Here is an 18,633-nt window from a genome sequence, read left to right on the forward strand (position 1 = left end):
AAAATGTCCGAATTCTCCTCTTTTTGTGATATGCAGAGGATGTCTAACTCACTGCACAAAAAGGAGATTTCGGACATGGCTCATGCTAACACAATCTTTCATCAAGTGCTATCCCTGATCCCTCGGACTGAATTCGAAGCCCTGGCCAAAAAGTACAGTACCGGCAGGGCGTTCCGGAGTTTTTCCCGGTGGAACCAGTTCGCATGCCTGCTCTTCATCCACCTTGCAGGTCGCCAAAGCATGCGTGACGGCATCCGCAGCCTGGGTGCCAACATCAGGCAAATGTATCATCTGGGGCTGCGCAGCGTGGCACGCTCGACCTTTGCCGATGCCAACTCCAAGCGGCCAGCGGAGTTCTTTCAGGCGATTTTCGGCAAGCTCTACCAGCGTTGCTCGTCCGTGGCTCCTGGGCATAAGTTCCGCTTCAAAGCCAAACTCTACAGCTTCGATTCCTCGGTCATCAAGCTCTGCCTGTCCGCCTTTCCATGGGCATCCTATCGGGCTAAAAGGGGTGGCCTCAAAATCCATACAGTCCTCGATCACGACGGATACCTGCCTGCCTTTGTCCGTGTCACCAATGCCCGACTTCATGACTCCAAGATGGTCAAGATGCTCAGGCTCCCCAAGGGGTCCATCGCCGTCTTCGACAAAGCATACATCAACTATTCCTGGTTTCGGACCCTCAGCGCCTCGGGGCTGTTCTTCGTCACCAGGCTCAAGACCAACGCCGTGTACAAAGTTCTCAAAAGAAACCCGGTTCGGAAAAGCACTGGCGTCACTTCCGACCATGTGATTGTCGTCTTCAGCCAAGACAAGGAACTGCACCTTCGGCGGGTTGGCTACAGGGATCCAGAAACCGGCAAGTTCTACGAATTCCTGACCAATCACTTAAACCTCTCGGCCAAGACCATCGCCGACATCTACAAGGAACGCTGGCAGATCGAGACATTCTTCCGGCTCATCAAGCAAAATCTTCGCCTCAAATCCTTTGTCGGCACCTCGGAGAACGCCGTTCTAAGCCAGATCTACGTGGCCATGATCGCCTATCTCATGCTGGCTTGGCTTAAGTTCAAGTCCAGCGTTGCCTTCAGCCTCCAGGAGATGTTCCAGTTGCTCCAGGTCAACCTCTTCGATCGGCGAGAAATGGAGGACATCTTCAAACCACCCGACGCCTTCCATGACAACATCAACAACGATTACAGGCTACTGAGCTATGTCGCTTAACCGGACAACACTGATTCTGAGTATTATCTTAATGAAAATGATGATGTTCGAAGGGCGTTCATAAACCCTTTGGTGCATTATATTGAATCTGGTCAACAGGAAGGCAGACAACCTCTGTGCTATGGGGTGCAAGGAGCAAAGAAGTGCACTCTCAGTAGTGAGACTGGGTATCAAGGGAAACATCCGTATATGGGCGGTGAGGTTTCTAAGAAGCTAATAGCCTTCTATCTGCCGCAGTTTCATCCGATTCCAGAGAATGACGAGTGGTGGGGGGAAGGCTTCACCGAATGGACTAACGTGACAAAGGCCAAGCCTCTTTTTGATGGTCACAATCAACCCGCTCGGCCTGGTGCATTAGGGTTCTATGACCTAAGGGCTATCGACACACTGCAAAAGCAGAGTACACTTGCAAAAGAGTTTGGAGTTTACGGATTTTGTTTTCACCATTACTACTTTGATGGCAAACGCTTGCTTGAGAAGCCGGTTGATGGATTGTTGGCACATCCAGAGATAGACCTCCCCTTCATGTTGTGCTGGGCCAATGAAAACTGGACCAGAAGATGGGACGGTTTGGAAAATGACATTCTAATTGCTCAAAACCATACTCCCGAAGATGACATCGCCTTTTTGGAGGACCTTAGTCGTTATCTGGAAGATTCAAGGTATATTCGAGTAGATGGAAAACCTGTTTTCATTGTTTATAAGGTTTCTCAGCTGCCAGATGCCAAGGCCACTGTCACTCGCTGGAGAGAGCACTGGCAGAAAACCCGAAATGAGGGGCTTTATATCGTTATGGCCCAAACTTTTGGTGAACTGGATCCCTCTAAATATGGATTTGATGCAGCTGTTGAGTTCCCGCCTCACGTGGCGGCTAAAGCCTCCAAGGTTGAAGATGGAGTGCCCGGTTTAGTCGAGGACTTCCAAGGAAATATATACGACTATTCTACAATCCTTGAGCAAAATCCAAATGCCGAGGAAGATTATACACTGTTCAAGACTGTATTTCCGTCTTGGGACAATACCGCACGCAGAGGAAAGACTGCTCATTTATTCTATGGCAGCACTCCAAAATTATACGGCCAGTGGCTGCGATCAGCTTTGAAGTATTCTTCAACCGATACACCTGACGATGCGTCCTTTTGTTTTGTGAATGCCTGGAACGAATGGGCGGAGGGCGCTTACCTGGAGCCGGATGAGACCCATGGTTATGCCTATTTGAATGCGACAGCTCGCGAGTTGGAATTGGTATCTGCTAAGAGTGGGCAGTTACGAATAGCTGTGTTGATCCATTGTTATTATCTGGATCTTTTGGGAGACCTTCTTGCTTCAGCCAAGCGGATCGAGGCCCCGTTTGATGTGTTGCTTTCTGTGCCGCAGGGTGAAGGCTCAGAAGCGAAACAACGGCTAGCAGAATGCGGCATTGAATCGTTCGTAGTTAAAGAAGTCGAGAATGTTGGTTTTGATATCGCACCAATGTTCTGCGAATTTCAGTCTGAGATTCTGGGATACGATCTGGTTTGCAAAATCCACTCTAAGAAAAGTCTCCATGACCCTGAGCTAGAGCCTTGGGGAAGAGATCTGTTGGAACAAATGTTCTATGACACTGAGTCGGTCATAAGCAGTTTTGCTGCCAAGTCAAACCTTGGTATTGTTTATCCTTCGCTTTTTGCTCCGGTTAAACGCAATATTGAAATGCATGGGTTGAGACTTGGTGAAGGAGAGGACCTGTTAGCCGAGTTGGGTGTGAGCGAGATACAAGAAGAAGGTTACACATTCCCTGCCGGTAGCCATTTCTGGTTTAGACCGTCAGCCTTGAAAGAACTGTTTAACAAGAGATATTCACTGGGCGCGTTTACTCCAACGGTGAACGCACTCCTTGATTCCCAAGGAAATGCGGTTGATTTGACTCTTGCCCATGCGCTCGAAAGAATTTTTTGTTATGTCTCCAGACTTTCCGGATTTACGACAATGTCGTCCAAAGACGGTGTACTCTCTGATGATGGTTTTTCGGTTTCTCCATTGGAAAGGTCGCATCAATTATTATGCCCTGTCTGTGAAGAAAAAGCGGAGTTTTACGCAGCGCATGAATGGTTGCGGGACCATTATAAGTGCTTAAAATGCAATTCGCTTCCGAGGGATAGAGCTCTGTTTAAAGCTTTGCATGACTATATTCCGCACTGGAAATCCATAAAAGTTCTCGAGTTTGCTCCGTGCAATGACTATTTTTCCAGTAAAGTGGAGAAGTACACGGGGACGCACTATTTCCCTGACAGTGAGCTTGGAAGCACCGTAGGCGAGTTTGTGAATCAGGATGCTCATAATTTGACATTTGATGACGAATCGTTCGATCTCATAGTCCATGAAGATATAATGGAGCACTTGTTTGGTCCTGAAAAAGCTCTTCAGGAAATGTTAAGAGTGGTTTCTCCCGGTGGAAGCATTCTCTTCACATTGCCCATCAGCAAAATGGAAAAGTCAGTGCAGCGAGCTGCTATGAAGGATGACGGAACTGTCGAGTATATTCATGAAAAGCAGTACCATGGCAATCCAATCTCCGAAGAAGGCTCTCTTGTTGTATGGGACTATGGGCAAGATGTGAAAGATATGATTGTTCAGTGGTGTTCCGGATTCAATGTTGACATTGAGTTTTTGGACGAAGTTGATCAGGAAAAGGGTGTTGAGGGTGAGTATCTTGATGTTGTCAGGATTTCCAAGATGCCAAGCGCAGAAGGTAGAAACGCAGTTTATGAGGCGTTTAATGGCATTTCCGATGCCAAGTGGCTGGATGTTCTCAACCAATCCGTCACAAATCAGTATGTGGATGGGGTTCGATTGCCTGGATTCCCTCCGAATGAGTTGTCTCAATCAATTATGGGGTCGCATGGTACGCATGCTCTTCTTGAGGGCTTTCATTTCTATTCATTGAAGAAGAAATACATCGCCAAGCATTTAGGTGACGTGTCCAACTGTCGGATTCTTGATTTTGGTTGCGGCTGGGCGAGAAATTATCGTTTCTTCCTGAAAGATGTCCCCGCAGAATCCATTACCGGGATCGACTGTGACGAAGAGTTTATATGCGTTTGCAAATCCCTCTTTCCAGAGGGCGACTTCAGGCTTTCGCCAATCAGTCCTCCAGTTGAAATCGAAGATGACTCATTTGATGTTGTCTATGCATACTCCGTTTTCTCCCACCTGTCGGAATGGGTTGCAACGGAGTGGGTCGAAGAGTTTCATCGGTTACTCAAGCCCGGTGGTTTGTTGCTGTTCACGAGTCATTCCTATGACTTTTTCGACTATTGTGCATCGTTGAGAGCAGACCCTGCTTTGTCTACAGGCGTTTGGCAACAAGCTCTGGCCCAAAAGGCCTTTCTTGATACTGAGAAGTGCAAAAAGCAGTATCAGGATGGTGAATTCTTGTATGCTGCGACTGGGGGTGGTGCGGTGAGGACTGAAGATGTTTATGGAGAAACTGTGCTTTCTCCCAAGTATGTTGAATCTAAATGGGCAAACTGGTTTGAAATACTTGACTTTGTAGACGACAAGCGTCAATTGCCCCAGGCTTTTTTTGCATTGCAAAATAAAAAATAATACGTTCGTTTGGTGGAGATAGACAATCCACAAAATCAATTTGTGCGTAAGTAGAGACTTTGACAACAGTCTTATCGCTATACACTATAATATAATTGGTCAAATATGAAGCCAACTCTGTATGTTCATACTGGTACACCCAAGACGGGTACGACAACGATACAAAATGTATTAGCTGATAATTGCTCACAGTTGTTGATGCAAGGGGTTTTGTATCCGATAGCTGGGCGAGAGGGGCTAAAACAACACCATCGCCTTTTTTCGGCTCTGCGTGTCCCACCCCACCCTCTTTTCTCTCATAAAAAAAGTTTTGATGAGTACCTCTTAGATCTACAGTCTGAGATCGAATCAAGCTCGCCGAATAAAGTTGTCATTTCTTCTGAAATGTTTTGGGACTACATGGTGCACAAGCATTTTGATGAGCATTACCCTGAGCTTTTTGATTTGTTTTCCGAAGTCATTCTAGTTACTTATGTGCGGAGGCCAGACAACTACTGTCAGTCATATAATAACACTATGATCATTGTAACAGAACAAGCCCATTATCGTGCCGTTTATCCAGATGTTTACGGGCATTTGAAAAGCTTGGACCGATTTCAGCATATCGTCCGTCCTTTTGAGAGAGGGCAGTTAGACGAAGGAGATGCAGTGACGGATATAGCCAATGTGGTCGGCATTAACCTTGAGGGGTTTGTTCTCCCCAAAGATAGACTTAACTCAAGTACTTACTTGGATAATCTTGAAATGTGCAGACTGTTGAATTCGGTTAAACCGTTGCCTTCATTCATTCAAAAAGCGAAAGGCAGGATTCTTACGCTACCGGGTAAAGGAAAAGTCTCCGAAATGTTCTCTCCGGAAGAGCGCCTAGAAATAATTGAACGCAATAAAGAGCAAACAGAAAAGATAGCACGTGAATTTTTGAATCGTGAAGATGGACGCTTGTTTTATGATCCTTTGCCATCCCAAGACCAAGATTATTGTGAACCTAAACTTTCTATTGAAAAAGTAGTTCAAGGGCTAGGAAGTATCTTGGCGCTACAACAAGGGGAAATGGAGGCACAAAGAGCATCTGTAGAAAAAATGAAGCAGCATGTCGATCTTTTACTAAAGTCAACAACTCAACGCCATCTGCCCTTTTGGATGAGGCTTTTATCATTTTACTATACCGTATTACGACTATCTAAGATTGGCAAAATTGAAGACTACAGTTCTCACATAGAGGCTCTTACGCAGGATAAACGGGCGATAAATGTGACTTCCAAACAGTGTGGCGCTTACTTTACGGTGCCTGATGAGGTCATTGCAAAAGAAGATGCACAATATCTGCTTAGAGTTGTAATTAATGCACCACAAGATACCACCTTTCAATTGTCTACTTATGAGAGCTTAAGACAATCGTCTTCAGAAAATAAATTTCAGGCTCTGTTAGCGAAAGGGTGGAATGATTGCTTACTAGATATAGGCAAGATGGCTGGAAAGGTTAGACTTAGAATTTACCCCGGTTTAGAAGTCGGCAACTATGAAATAAGCCGATTCGATCTTTTTGAACTTAGAGATAAAGTATGAGTAGTACCGAGACTAGAACACTATACTTGCATATTGGACTCCCCAAAACAGGTAGCACCGCTCTGCAGTGCTTTTTTAAAGAGAATGTCGAACAACTTCGTCAAGTAGGCCTGTCTTATCCGACATCTTCTATTCGGAAGAGTGGGCTGTTCGACTCTCATGCCGGCAATGGTTTTGCTCTATCTCCGTTGCATCCAACTTACTCAAAACGAGAGCACGATAACCTTTTAAATGAGATCGTTGCACAACCTACGCCCAATGTGTTGATCTCATCAGAGTACCTTTCTCAGTTGACGGGGGAAGATATCAAGGAACTTCGAAGCAAGCTTACCCAATTTAAGTTCAAAATTATTGCCTATCTCCGAAGAGCTGATTCTTATACTGAATCATGCTTTCAGCAACTTGTGAAAAATCATGGTGCGAATGCAAAGAGCAAGGTGGTAACTACTGCTGCACGTAAAAGCGTTGAAGAGTTGGTTGCCCTCCTTTCTCATTTCGAGGAAGAGAATGTTATAATTAGGCCTTACGAACGCCAGCAATTCGTTGATGGAACAATTTTTTCTGATTTTATGGATGCGGTAGGATTAGAGTTGACCGATGAATATCATGTGCCTAACAAGATTATCAATCCGGGTTTTGATAGGGATTATCTCGAATTGAGGATGATGTTGAACTCTGCTGGAATACCCAAAGGCAGGATTCAAAACGTCTTTACCAATAGTTTGTGGTCGATGTCGCATACCATGTCGACACAAACTGTTTTTAAAAAGTCAACCATCTTCCCTCCGGAAATGCGGAAGAAAGTCGTAGAAGACTGTGAGGAGTTATATCAATTCATTGCTCGAGATTATATGGGTAGAAAAGATGGTAGAATATTTCTAGACCCACTTCCGAGTCCTGATGACGCCTGGGAAGCGTACGATGGGCCGCCATTAGAGAAGGTAGTGTTGGGGTTTGGGGCTATTTGTTCGAATCTCCAAAGCCAGATTGATCAACAGAAGGCCACTATAGATTTGTTAAGTAGGCGTATTCAAAAAGTCAGTTCAGTACGGACGAGACATGTGCCGTCTTTTCTGGTTCGGAACTTTCCAGAGAGGTTCTCTGTTGTTAATATGACATCTTTAGGCAAGGTTGCTGGCGTTAACCAAGATGTCAAAAGTGTAGTTCAAAGCGAAAGGTATATCGAGATCGAATCGGTTGGGAGTATGGCCAGTCTTTCGGTGAAGGCCCCGATGCCTTTTAAAGCAGGTCGGACATATTTTGTACAAATCACGATTCAGACACCAGAATCAACAAGCTTGAGAGTGCTTTGGCGACCGGCCGGTGTGAGTTTTTCCCATGAAGCAAGCGTCTCTTCGCCTTTGGAGGAAGGAGACAACACTGTTTGGCTTTGCATTGGTCCCCAATGCCCTGGTAGCTTTTTGCGAGTTGATCCAGGTAATGTAGCTGGGCGGTATATTATTTCAAAATTTAATGTCGTGGTGTGCGCTTTCCCCCGAAATTCGGACCACCGGTTAAAGTGGAATCTGCGTCCTTAAACCGATAAGGAAGGACGTATGACAAAGAGCAACAAAAGACGGAAGCATTCGGATAAGTTCAAGGCCAAGGTCGCGCTGGAAGCTATCCGTGGCGTGAAAACGTTGGCGCAGTTGGCTGCGGAGTACAAAGTGCATCCCAACCAGATATCCACCTGGAAAAGGCAGCTCCTTGAAAATGCCGAAGGAATCTTTTCCGGTGGCAAGAAAGCCAAGAGCCAGGAGGAGGTCACCGCACCTTTGTTCGAGGAGATCGGTCGGCTCAAGATGGATATCAAGTGGCTTGAAAAAAAGTTGTAAGCCTGCCGCTTGAGGTACGCCGCCAGTGGATCAAACCGGATCGGGAGTATTCCATCCGGCGGCAATGCAAGTTGGCAGGCATTTCCCGCTCGGGGTTTTACTACAAACCTGCAGCCGAGTCCGATGAGAACTTGGCCTTGATGCGTCTCATCGACGAGCAGTATCTGCGTCAGCCGGATTACGGCTCGCCGCGCATGACGGATTGGCTGAAGACACAAGGCCATCAGATCAACCACAAGCGAGTTGAGCGACTGATGCAGCTGATGGGCTTGCAAGCGATTACTCCAGGGCCGCATACGAGTGTCCCCAACCCGGAGCATCCCGTGTTTCCTTATCTGCTGAAAGGAGTTGCCATTGAGCGAAAGAATCAAGTCTGGAGTGCTGACATCACCTACATCCCCATGCAGCGCGGCTTTCTGTATCTGGTGGCAGTGATTGACTGGTGGAGCCGATTCGTATTGGCTTGGGAACTGTCAAATTCCATGGACAGTTCGTTTTGCGTGGACGCACTGAGCAAGGCATTGCGCATCTCCACGCCAGAGATGTTCAATACGGACCAGGGAGCGCAATTCACGAGCCGTGAATTTACCGGCGTTTTGCAGAGCAAGGGCATTGCAATCAGCATGGACGGCAAAGGCCGTGCAATCGACAACGTATTTATCGAGCGGTTGTGGTGGACGGTGAAATACGAGGATGTTTACCCCAAGGCGTATTCTGATGGAATCGAGCTATACCATGGGCTTACGCGCTATTTTCGGTATTACAACGAAGAGCGCGGACATTCGTCGTTGGACAAAAGAACTCCCGCTGCCGTATACAGAGGCAACCTGAATGTTCATTGACTTGGCTCGCAGCCGTTGCTCCGCTCCGCCCTCGGCCCTTCGGGCCGCCCCTGCGGGGACGGGCTACGCTCCACAACGGCTGCGGCGAACCGCCTCCACGGAGGCACAAACTCGGACGCAGGACTCCACCTTAAAATGGCCGATCAGTGGTCCAAAGGATGGGGGGAGGCGCAAACCACTAATTCTGTCGTTCGCGCGATACTTGCTATGTAATCGTAAAAACGTACTGAGGGCGACGGTCGTCGTTTATCTGGGAATGATATTGAGGTGAATGTTAGCCTATGCCCTGGGCCTTTACTCAGCTTTCTTGCTTTAGTGAGAGGACAACTGGAATGGAGAATAGTACCAAATCATGACTAAAGATAAAGCCGCAAGCACAGAAGAACTGACTGACAAGAAACGTCCATTTTGGAAGAGACCAGCATTGTTTGTGTCGGTGCTCTTTTGGTTATTTGTCTGGTTTAATTATTATGAGGAAATTTTACTTCTTGCACCAATCACGTTTCCGACATTTTTCGCCTTATTGTTTTTCTCGGTGTTAACTTTGCGTAGCGCCAAGTATAAACTTATCGGCATTTTCTTTTGGTCTGCACCATTGACCCTTCTGCTAATCATGACGTTTTCTCAACTGGTATCATTCGTGATTCCGGCATCGTTTACATATTACCTTGGCATAGATGTAATGACTCCAAGAGGGCTCAAAACATGTCAAAGTTAAGGTAGATGATGATTATTTAATTGATGGTGGATTCCCGAAGTTTACCGGTAATGGGCGCAAAGTTAAAGGCGAAGCTGTATACTGTGATTTGGGCGATAACAACAACATCGTTGTTACACTTGTGTTCCCGACTAGAGATAATACTCATCAACTTAGAGAGCTGGTCAGCTCAGCCTACAAAGACCTCGACGTGGAGGACCGGAATGCATATCCGCCAACTGATGTGCGAATGGAATTGAAGGCTGAAAACATCCCTGTCCTTGTTTCCTTTAGTGATCCCAGTGAGCCAGAATCTATGGAGCGAGTTCTCCCATTGAAGTTCACAGAGTTTTTTGGGCCGGGCTATTCTTTACGAAGTATTTGGGTGAAAAAAAACAAGCAATGAGTATGTGGGTGGAGAGATTATTTCCAAACTTCCATAGATAAGAGAAGCTGATGAGAGTGGAGCTTACAAGCATTATGAGCCATTAAGAAGGCTTGGCCTAACTTCAGCCTATAAACCCTTTGAAAGAAGGCGGTAAACAAAGATAGCTGTAAAAAATGATGAAGATTGTTAGCTTTTGCAACAACCATCAGGTGGTATTCGCTCGTCAAATAATTACGAGCATGTTGACGCGTTTTGTCCTTGAGTCTTGGGATGAGACAAGAGAAAAGGGCCAGTTGGATTAGTTCTCTTGTTTCGGTCGTATTCAGACCTGATAGATGTGAATCGCTGATTAGGAGACATTAGAGATCTGGAGTCGATTCGTGACAGAAGGGAGGGCTTGATTGAGCTACTGTGGTGTTTGTCTGTGTAGGACCATCGTCGCTTGCATCGATTCACTTTATCAAGGCTTGAATATCCGACACGGACATTGATGACAGGTTGCTCATGAAAAAGTCCTTGTTGCTCTTGATCTTTTCGTCGCTCCAGTCCCACCAGCACAGTTCAAGTAAGAAATGCACCATGTCGTCATTGTAGCGTTGTTTGATCGCTTTGCAGGGGATGCCTGCGGCTATGCTGTATGGCGCCAGGTCTCGGGTCACAATTGAGCCTGCTCCGATACAGCAGCCATGACCAATGGTCACGCCACTCATGATCTTTACATCGTCACCTATCCAGACATCGCTCCCAATATGCACGTCCCCCTTGGTTCGCTCCCGGGTGCCTTCTCCTAGGGCTCCTGGATGCGGGGATTCAAAGTAGTGCCGATAAAGCGAGCCCTGTACAGCGGGGTAGTTGTAGTCATGATTGAGTGTCAGAATCTTGAGATTCTTACCGATTGCTCCAAACGATCCGATATGAACTTCGGCTTCCGCACTTGAAACGATGGAGATGGGCTCATTGTAAAGCGTGTTGCGCCCGACATGAAGGTATTCTGTTCCGCAAAGTTTAATAGCCATAGTAATGCTTCCAGTGACTTCTCAGGTCTAATATGCAGATACGCGGCGCGATTTACGCCTTGTCCATTTCAATCACATTGACTGCATTGGCAAGCAAACCGCTTTCACAGTCATCAATGGTTACATAATCGGTGAAATGCGTACGGTGATCTGCCTTGATGCCATAACCAGCCAGCAGATATGATTGCACATAGGTTGTCTGGATCTTCTGACGAAAGCCTATGTAGCAACTCGTGAGCGGCGACATTACATCGTCTTTGATCTCGACACACCACTGCGGCGGTCGGTCGGGAGTGCGCAGGGAAGTGCAAAACGAACGATCCGAACGACATACCACATCGATGAGATCATTGATGGTCCTGCTCTTTAATCTGCCAGCATATCCATTAAGATACACGGTCGGCCCTGTACTGTCGAAAGTTGACTTGAGGGCCTTGATGAACGAGCCGTATAACGCACCGTTTCTTTTCAATATGTTCTCTGCCGCAATATGGGGAAGCCCGAAATGCGCTGCGACAACGTTTGCGAGTTCTGATTTTCCGGCCACGACATAGTTTCCTGAGATACCGTTGCCGGACAACGTCTTTAAAAGTCGCATGAAAGCAGGAGATTCATCGAATGCCAGCATGTCATTCCCTTGCGGGTAATGAATGATGACGGTCAGATCGTTCTCATTGTTCGGTAGCGTCAGGTCACTCTTTTCGAGATGCGCACGGCACTGGGATGGGGTGATGGCTGTCACCTTGTCTTTGTTACGAATAAGCCGTTCGCACTTATCCAGATCTTCTTGGGTGTCGATGTCAAATCCATGCTCCTGCTCCAGAGGATAGGTCATGGTTGTAAATTCGGCCGAGTATAACTTTTTGTATTGCGGCGAGCCATAATGTTTGTTCGGGCCACGGGAACTGATTGAAAATGCGCCGTTTCGCGAGAACAGTCTGCCGGATTTGCGTGTTGCAATACAGTCTGCCTCATTACCGTCAAGAGAGTAGTAGGCATCCCATGAGAAGTCCGTGGGAACAACGGTGATCAATGAGGTGTGGTCGGAGGCAATGAATTTTTCAAAGGCCTTATCCAGTTCACCTACGGGCCACAGCGGATGCGGTGTTGTCAGGACAGCAAGGTAATCGAACCAGTAGCCTTCCATGAGTTCAAGCCAGAAGGTCGTCAGTAGCTTGGCATCAGCAAGATCGCTGAAATCCCCGGCCAGTATTTTGGGCCGCTTGTACAGAACTTCGGCGCCAGCCTTGAGAGCTTCTTTTTTGATCGCGTCATTATCCGTGTCCACGATGATTCGATTGATGAATCGGCTTTCGCGGGCTTTGGCTATGGCTATTTCAAGAAGGCTTTGGCCGTTCAGCTTGGCAAGATTCTTCAGCGGGATGCCTTTTGAGTCACCACGAGCCGGGATCAATGCAGCAATCTTGTGCGAGGTGGATTGCTCAGGAGAGGACGGACACCAATCTCCCCAGTGGTATTCCTGCCGTAGCATTTGGTGAAGGGAACCGATATCCAGCAAAATATGTTTGTCGATGCCTTTGGCGTCGCAAATGTCCGTTGCGGCCTCACTCTTGCCTCTGCAAAAGAATGTATATGCACAGATCAGGTCCAGCGGCGTGGTCTTGTGCGAGAAAAGCTTCATGAACGGGCTGCAGGAACGTGAAGCAAGACAGTCCGGCAGGGCTGCTTTCAGTTCGGATTTTGACGGATAAAACATACGGCTCTCAATTGATTGATGCATTTAGTATTGACGAATTTTTATGACTGGCTGTGATCAATTGTCACATCCACGGCTTCGAGCCTATCCAACAGGTCCTCTTTGCTGCGTGCAGTTGCCAGATAATTCCTCGCACCGGGATAAATGTCGTGGGTCAAGGAGATCGGCGCTATTCTCGAATTGGCATCATCAATGATATAAAAGCTGTATTCGTTGGGAAACAACGAGCAAAGCGCTGGTATATTATCCGGGTTGTTGACCTCCATCAGTATGTCCGGCTGACTGGTGGCGAGCAACCGTTTTGCCCCTTCCATGGTACTGGTTTCTGCGTCTTCCACATCGACTTTCATTAATCCGACGCAAGTGCCTTCATCGGTGAAACTGTCCAGAGTGATCGCTTTGCTTTGTGCAGAGAGGTTGTTCATGGCTTTTTGCACAGTGCTGGCTACTGAAGAAAGGATGCCTTCTTCCTGGTAATAGTGAAATTCAACTTCTCCATCAAAATTCGTACACGCGGCTTTTATCCACTCAATATTACTGAAGTCATTTATTTCGACATTGGTTGCCACTCTGTCCAGGCAGATGTCCTGTATGTCAAAGGCGACGATACGGGTATCAGGTCTTTTGGCGCCTGCAATGAGTGAATATATGCCGGTATACGTGCCGATATCGTACACGCTTGAGCCATTTGGGATGGACTCCAGCAGTGAGCACCAGATTTTCAGTGAAGTCATTTCCCAGCCAATGAACTTGGTCCAATACAGTTCTTTGACGACCGTATCATCATTGTCGCAGTACATCGAAAAACTGGGAGTATGCGGTAGTTCGATGGGGATGGTCCCCTGTACCGGATTCTCTTTCCAGAAGGTTTTCTTCAAGGCAACGGTCATGCTTTTATATTCGTTGATATCCATCTACTGCTCCTCAAGTGTGTTGGTTTGGGACAAGGAACGATTGATCAGTTTCCTGCTCAGATTAAGCGTCAGGGTTCCTGCCAGCTTGTAGCTCGCTGCTGCACGCTGGTGCTCCCCTTTTTCACTGAAGTAGTCTCCTTGCGCCTGAAGAAATAGGGCCTGCACTTTTTTGCGTATGTCATGTTGCAGGGATTGCAGTCTCGCAGAGAGGGTGGTCGGCATTTTTTTGCGAAGCACCCTGCAGGCGTTGGCAAGGTACTCACGCCTGGACGCCAGATGCAGATTCGTGATCTGCCCTTCGCCAGTCGTGGTTTTAGCTGGCCTGATGAAGTGCTCGGCTGTTGCCTCGGACACATGGTACGGCGATGTTACCATGGCCAGTCTCCGCCACATGTCAAAGTCGATAAGCACCTTGAGTTTTTCGTCCATTCCGCCCACGGTTTCAAAGAGCGTGCGACTATGGACGACCGTGATGCCCGGGATGCAGTTGGTTTCCAGCAGGTCGGCAAAGGTGACCTGTGGACTCTGAACCGGCAGGCTGGATGTGATTTTGTGGGTATCGCCGCATGCTTCTTTCGTGGTGTTCACGGTGTCCGAATACGTCATGTCGACGCCGGGCATGTTGCACAGCATGAACATGGCCCGTTCCAGGTGATGCGGATACCAGACATCGTCATCATCAAGATAGGCGATATACTCTCCGGTAGAGAGCGAAAAGGCAGTATTCACAGCCTTGCCTTTGGAGCCACGCTCATTGTCGTGATAGGTGATCCGCTTGTCATTGAAAGCCTCGATGATGTCGGAAACATCTTCACCGCCGTCATTGACGACGATCAACTCCCAGTTCGAATAGTTCTGGGCAATGACCGAGCGGATGGCTGCTCCCAACGTCTTTCTTCGGTTGTAGGTCGGCATGAGCACGGACACTTTGCCGCTGGGTTCGGAAATGTTTTGTGCCGGTGGTTCTTGTGTTGCCTGCTTGAGCAAAGCTGCCTCAAGGGTGTCGAGGTCCTCTTGCGACAGGTCGTTGTTGAGGGAGGGCAGCGTCAATGCCTGCGTCCGGTCGGGAAGTGTGTCAACAAGGTCAGGTGTGCAGATGACGAGCTGATAGCTGGACAGGGCTTTTTCGCCAACGGCACGGAGTTGCTTGTGGTTGGACAACCACAGGAGCGTGCGGGAGTAGGGCTTGGGGAGATAGGGGGTTATGCCCGGCAGCACGATGGTGATATCCTGCTTGCGGTCATCAAGTCCCCAGTCCGGGTTGGCATGAATCTCGACGTTGTGCCCCATGCGGCTGAGGCCGCGTGCGATTGCCTCTGCCTTTACGCCGGTGGGGGATAGTTCTGCCCGCTTGTTGATGGTGGGAGTCTTGATGGCAATGCAGAGCGGTGACTGTGCGCGTTGCCTTTCGGATTCAATGAAATCATAATTGAAATCGTCCTGCATGAGTCGGTTGTGCCAGCGGCGCAGGGTTCGGTGTGTATTGGGCTGGCAATGGTCCATGCGGCCATCGGACTGACTCTCGAAATGAGTGACCACGCTGTCGGGGCGGTAGACCGAGTGCTTACCTAGTTCGTCGTAACGCAGACAGAGGTCAACGTCTTCATGTCCGTTGATGTAGCCTGCATCAAACCCTCCGAGATCAGTAAACTCCGCCTTACGAAGAGCCATGCAGGCGCCGGTGACAATGCGGAAAGAACGACGTTCGCATACGCGTGGATCGTCAAACGCAGCCCCTACAAACGGGTGAAAGGGGATATGTTTGCGATCTATGCAGACCCCGGCGTGCTGGATAGTACCGTCCGGGTACAGCAGGCGGGAACCGACCACGCCTGTTTCCGGATGGGTTGCAAGCTCTTCCAGAAGCGGGGCCAGCCAGTTTTCATGGACTACGGTATCGTTGTTGAGCAGCACAACCACTTCACTTCGGGCAGCTTCGACCCCCTGATTGCAGGCACGGGCGAACCCCTCATTTTTCGCATTGGTCAGTACTGTAACAAGTGGATTCGCATTCCCTTTGATGGCTTCCAGAAATGAAGGCGTTTCGTCTGTGGAAGCATTGTCCACGAAAATGACTTCGTATCGAATGTCTCCAGTGCGCTCGATGATCGAATTCCAGCAATTTCTGGTTAAGTCCGCACGATTGAACAGTGGGATGATGATGCTTGCCTGGATGGTGTCATTGACGGAAGTGCTCATGCCTTGATCGCCTCCCATACGATTTCGTCCTTGTGGAGGCCGTAAGTCTTAATGTCTTTTGGCGTGACTGTATTGAAACAGGTGTGTTCACGAACCGTGAATCCCGATTGTTCCAGACGGTCCTTGAAGTCGGTGCCATATTGACGAACATGGTCGTCCTGCCCAAAAAGCCTGAGAAGGTCTTCGTGAGTCGCTCCTTCCGGCGCTTCCTGTGTCGTGGACAGCGTGTGGTCCAAAGGAACCTGTAACAGTGCTCTTCCTTTAGGTTTCAGTATCCGGCGAATCTCACGCATTGCAAGACGGTCATCCTTGACATGTTCCAGAACATGATTGGCCATGAAAAGCTCAATGGAGTCAGTGCCAAACGGCATCAAGCACAGGTCGCACTGGATATCCGCGTCGGCAAATCGATCGATGGTGAAGTAGCGGTTGTTGAGCTTTTCCCGAAGAATGGGGCTCAGGCTTTGCTCGGGGGCAACGTGAATCATGGAAGCATCTGCCGTGGTGGCTGGCAGCAAGCGCTCAAGGATAAGGCACAGGAAGCGGTGTCGTTCCAATGATTCACAGGCAGGGCAGCAGGCATCCGGTCGAAAAGACGGTCCACCGGGAAGGAAAAACGAAAAGGAGTTATTGCAACACGGGCAGGATTTCTCGCCGGTTCCATGGTCGGAATCGGTTCCCGGTTGGAGGAAACTTTCACGCAGGAGAAGTCGCGCCTTGTAGTCGTCCGGTGCATTGATTATGCGCCTGGACAAAAGGTCACGAGCCTGTACTAGCTCACCCCTTTTTATGAGAGCGGAGGCAAGGTCAATCGAAGACTGCTGCGAGTCTTTTGTCGTGGTATGTTCTTTGGACATGGTTATTTGCCACGCTCTTTGATTACGGATTCGATATACTCGTCGATCAGCCCGGCCTCGGCGCATGCCTTTTGCCACACCGTGCAACTGGGGCTTGCCTTGTCTGGCTTGGGGCCCGTGTAATGGACGATGTCAGGATGGTTGATGGCATGCCATATGGCGTCTTTATCGTAGTTGCGCAGGTGGACATCAAAATATCTGCCGCGATCAATGTCCTGATGCAGCTTGTGATTCACGCAAAAATTGAGGGGAAGGTATTCGACCTGATCGTAGAACATGACATTGAGACAATCCTGATCATGATGGCGCAACTGGCCCTGATACTTTTGAGCGACCTTGGCGATTTGGCTGAGCAGGCCGAACTCCCGGCATGCATCAAGGTTCATCAAGAGATTGCCCGAGGCAAAATACTTGGTGTCAAATTCATAGTCGGCAGTAAAATATGAAGGATGGTCAAACTGGACCACCCCGAGGAATTTGTCTCCCAGTTCCATTTCGTAATATTTTCCGAGATCACCGAAAAAGAGTACGTCTGCATCGCTGTACAGAATTTTGGAATGTTCCGGCACAAGGGACGGGATAGCGAGCCTGTAGTAATATGAAAATGAGCCGTTCTTCGGATCAAATCCATTGTCAGTAAACAAGCTGTTGTCGATCGGGCGGTAGATGATGTCGCATGCATCCGAATACGGTGCGGCAACGGCATCAAGGGATTCCATGTCCTCCCGGGTCAGGTCGTCGGCGATGACGTATATTTCATAATACGTCTTGGCGCTGGCTGTGCGCAGGAGCGAATCCAGTGCAACCTTGAGAAGCAGCAGGAAGTTTCTGCTCAGGCAAAAAGCTATGGGAACACGTCTTCTCATTTCGGACTACTCCAGAATTGTCCTTACCGAATTGATGGGGATGCCGTAATCTTTTGAGAAAGAACGTACTTCATCTGCCAGTTGCTCCACCCGCTCATCAAACACCCGATCCGAAGAGAGGCAGGGAGTGACGCTGGATAATCCGTTCAACGCATCAATCAATTCCTGTTGCAGGGCGGCATTGGCCGGTATGTCCGGAGTGTTCTCGTTCTCCATGCGAATAGTGGAAAGGGTGTCCATTTCCATGGATTCCGCATAATCCCGCCACTTGACGGACTGTACGACCGGGTTGGCTTCATGGGTCTTCAGGCGCAATCGAATCCACGGTACGCGGTAGATGTCGGCTGCGATGCAGCCGTGCATTGCACCGGCAATGACCAATTCGGATTGCTGGACCTCCTGCAGGATGGTGTCGACCTCGGCGTAGGGCTGAATGATGTTGACGCCTGTTTCCTCGGCCACTTTGTCGTAGTCCAGGGAGAAAGCATGGTGAAAGTACGGCATGAATGAGACCTTGTGCTTTTTGGGAAGCGCACAGATATTTTCATGTTCTTTCATCAGCGGGAGCAGATAGGCGGCGTCAGCGATGTTCTTGGCTCCGGTCTGCTGCGAAGAAATGGGACCCCGAACAAAGCGGAAATCCATAGTCTCGGGGTCGTAATCCAGACTGTGCTCACGGACACCTGATCCGAAAACAACCGCCTTGTTCATGATTGGCCCGTCCGTGCCTTCAGTCACCGGATCACCTTTTTCACTGCTGAACCGTTCAAAATATGCAGGGTGCAGAATGGACCCGACCCCCATGAAGTAGGTCTGTGGTTCCACGGCCTTGAACTCGTCATTCATGAACAGGCTTTCAAAGATGTACCAGTTGAGTTCGTCACCAAAATTCGGGGGATGTCCCTTGAAGTACAGAAGATTCAT

General features: G+C 48.5%; 13 protein-coding genes. 6 read left to right on the plus strand and 7 right to left on the minus strand.

The genetic code is table 11. The annotated features are described in order from the left end of the window. Positions 1-75: 75 nt before the first annotated feature. The 6 genes from DPRO_RS15330 (at position 76) to DPRO_RS15355 (ending at position 9,773) form a co-directional block, all read left to right on the plus strand. Positions 76-1,224 (plus strand): IS4 family transposase, encoded by a 1,149-nt coding sequence (locus tag DPRO_RS15330; protein ID WP_157917345.1) that lies wholly within the window; start codon positions 76-78, stop codon positions 1,222-1,224. Between the two features lie 189 nt (positions 1,225-1,413). After that, positions 1,414-4,812: a glycoside hydrolase family 99-like domain-containing protein gene (locus DPRO_RS15335; RefSeq protein ID WP_157917512.1), complete on the plus strand. Its 3,399-nt coding sequence runs from the start codon at positions 1,414-1,416 to the stop codon at positions 4,810-4,812. 105 nt (positions 4,813-4,917) lie between these two features. After that, positions 4,918-6,378, plus strand: a complete 1,461-nt coding sequence (locus DPRO_RS15340; protein WP_157917513.1) for a hypothetical protein — start codon at positions 4,918-4,920, stop codon at positions 6,376-6,378. Further along, complete coding sequence (locus DPRO_RS15345; protein WP_097012851.1) at positions 6,375-7,916, plus strand: hypothetical protein; 1,542 nt, start codon at positions 6,375-6,377, stop codon at positions 7,914-7,916. The genes DPRO_RS15340 and DPRO_RS15345 overlap by 4 nt, the downstream gene beginning before the upstream one ends. A gap of 18 nt (positions 7,917-7,934) precedes the next feature. Then, positions 7,935-9,055, plus strand: a protein-coding gene (locus DPRO_RS15350; protein WP_097010299.1) for an IS3 family transposase whose coding sequence is annotated in 2 segments (ribosomal slippage) — positions 7,935-8,211 and positions 8,211-9,055 — 1,122 coding nt in all. Because the reading frame shifts where the segments join, the coding sequence is not laid out codon by codon here. 352 nt (positions 9,056-9,407) lie between these two features. Continuing rightward, a complete protein-coding gene (locus tag DPRO_RS15355) occupies positions 9,408-9,773 on the plus strand; it encodes a hypothetical protein (RefSeq protein WP_097012852.1) in 366 nt (121 codons plus the stop codon). An 819-nt stretch (positions 9,774-10,592) separates the two neighbouring features. On the opposite strand, the gene DPRO_RS15365 is transcribed toward DPRO_RS15355, so the two are convergent. Genes DPRO_RS15365 through DPRO_RS15395 form a run of 7 tightly spaced genes read right to left on the minus strand, consistent with a single transcriptional unit; the run spans position 10,593 to position 18,633 of the window. Next, entirely contained in the window at positions 10,593-11,156 is a 564-nt protein-coding gene (locus DPRO_RS15365; protein ID WP_097012854.1) for a CatB-related O-acetyltransferase, read from the minus strand. A 52-nt stretch (positions 11,157-11,208) separates the two neighbouring features. Next, a complete protein-coding gene (locus tag DPRO_RS15370; RefSeq protein ID WP_157917515.1) occupies positions 11,209-12,873 on the minus strand; it encodes a cytidylyltransferase domain-containing protein in 1,665 nt (554 codons plus the stop codon). Between the two features lie 41 nt (positions 12,874-12,914). Continuing rightward, positions 12,915-13,787 carry an FkbM family methyltransferase gene (locus DPRO_RS15375; protein WP_097012856.1) on the minus strand — a complete coding sequence of 291 codons (873 nt, stop codon included), beginning with the start codon at positions 13,785-13,787 and terminating at the stop codon, positions 12,915-12,917. Continuing rightward, positions 13,788-15,986 carry a glycosyltransferase gene (locus DPRO_RS15380; RefSeq protein WP_162291185.1) on the minus strand — a complete coding sequence of 733 codons (2,199 nt, stop codon included), beginning with the start codon at positions 15,984-15,986 and terminating at the stop codon, positions 13,788-13,790. It lies immediately after the preceding gene. Next, entirely contained in the window at positions 15,983-16,843 is an 861-nt protein-coding gene (locus tag DPRO_RS15385; protein WP_157917516.1) for a methyltransferase domain-containing protein, read from the minus strand. The genes DPRO_RS15380 and DPRO_RS15385 overlap by 4 nt, the downstream gene beginning before the upstream one ends. Before the next feature lie 2 nt (positions 16,844-16,845). After that, positions 16,846-17,709 (minus strand): glycosyltransferase family 8 protein, encoded by an 864-nt coding sequence (locus DPRO_RS15390; protein ID WP_097012859.1) that lies wholly within the window; start codon positions 17,707-17,709, stop codon positions 16,846-16,848. 6 nt (positions 17,710-17,715) lie between these two features. Then, the gene (locus DPRO_RS15395; protein WP_097012860.1) at positions 17,716-18,633 is read right to left on the minus strand and encodes a polysaccharide pyruvyl transferase family protein; all 918 of its coding nucleotides are present in this window, start codon (positions 18,631-18,633) and stop codon (positions 17,716-17,718) included.

This window comes from Pseudodesulfovibrio profundus (assembly GCF_900217235.1).
Taxonomy (GTDB): domain Bacteria; phylum Desulfobacterota; class Desulfovibrionia; order Desulfovibrionales; family Desulfovibrionaceae; genus Pseudodesulfovibrio; species Pseudodesulfovibrio profundus.

Excerpts from the sequence above, each read along its gene's own strand:
- DPRO_RS15330 (WP_157917345.1), top strand. The coding sequence starts at position 76 with ATGGCTCATGCTAACACAATCTTTCATCAAGTGCTATCCCTGATCCCT.
- DPRO_RS15335 (WP_157917512.1), top strand. The coding sequence starts at position 1,414 with ATGGGCGGTGAGGTTTCTAAGAAGCTAATAGCCTTCTATCTGCCGCAG.
- DPRO_RS15340 (WP_157917513.1), top strand. The coding sequence starts at position 4,918 with ATGAAGCCAACTCTGTATGTTCATACTGGTACACCCAAGACGGGTACG.
- DPRO_RS15345 (WP_097012851.1), top strand. The coding sequence starts at position 6,375 with ATGAGTAGTACCGAGACTAGAACACTATACTTGCATATTGGACTCCCC.
- DPRO_RS15355 (WP_097012852.1), top strand. The coding sequence starts at position 9,408 with ATGACTAAAGATAAAGCCGCAAGCACAGAAGAACTGACTGACAAGAAA.
- DPRO_RS15365 (WP_097012854.1), bottom strand. The coding sequence starts at position 11,156 with ATGGCTATTAAACTTTGCGGAACAGAATACCTTCATGTCGGGCGCAAC.
- DPRO_RS15370 (WP_157917515.1), bottom strand. The coding sequence starts at position 12,873 with ATGTTTTATCCGTCAAAATCCGAACTGAAAGCAGCCCTGCCGGACTGT.
- DPRO_RS15375 (WP_097012856.1), bottom strand. The coding sequence starts at position 13,787 with ATGGATATCAACGAATATAAAAGCATGACCGTTGCCTTGAAGAAAACC.
- DPRO_RS15380 (WP_162291185.1), bottom strand. The coding sequence starts at position 15,986 with ATGAGCACTTCCGTCAATGACACCATCCAGGCAAGCATCATCATCCCA.
- DPRO_RS15385 (WP_157917516.1), bottom strand. The coding sequence starts at position 16,843 with ATGTCCAAAGAACATACCACGACAAAAGACTCGCAGCAGTCTTCGATT.
- DPRO_RS15390 (WP_097012859.1), bottom strand. The coding sequence starts at position 17,709 with ATGAGAAGACGTGTTCCCATAGCTTTTTGCCTGAGCAGAAACTTCCTG.
- DPRO_RS15395 (WP_097012860.1), bottom strand. The coding sequence starts at position 18,633 with ATGAATCTTCTGTACTTCAAGGGACATCCCCCGAATTTTGGTGACGAA.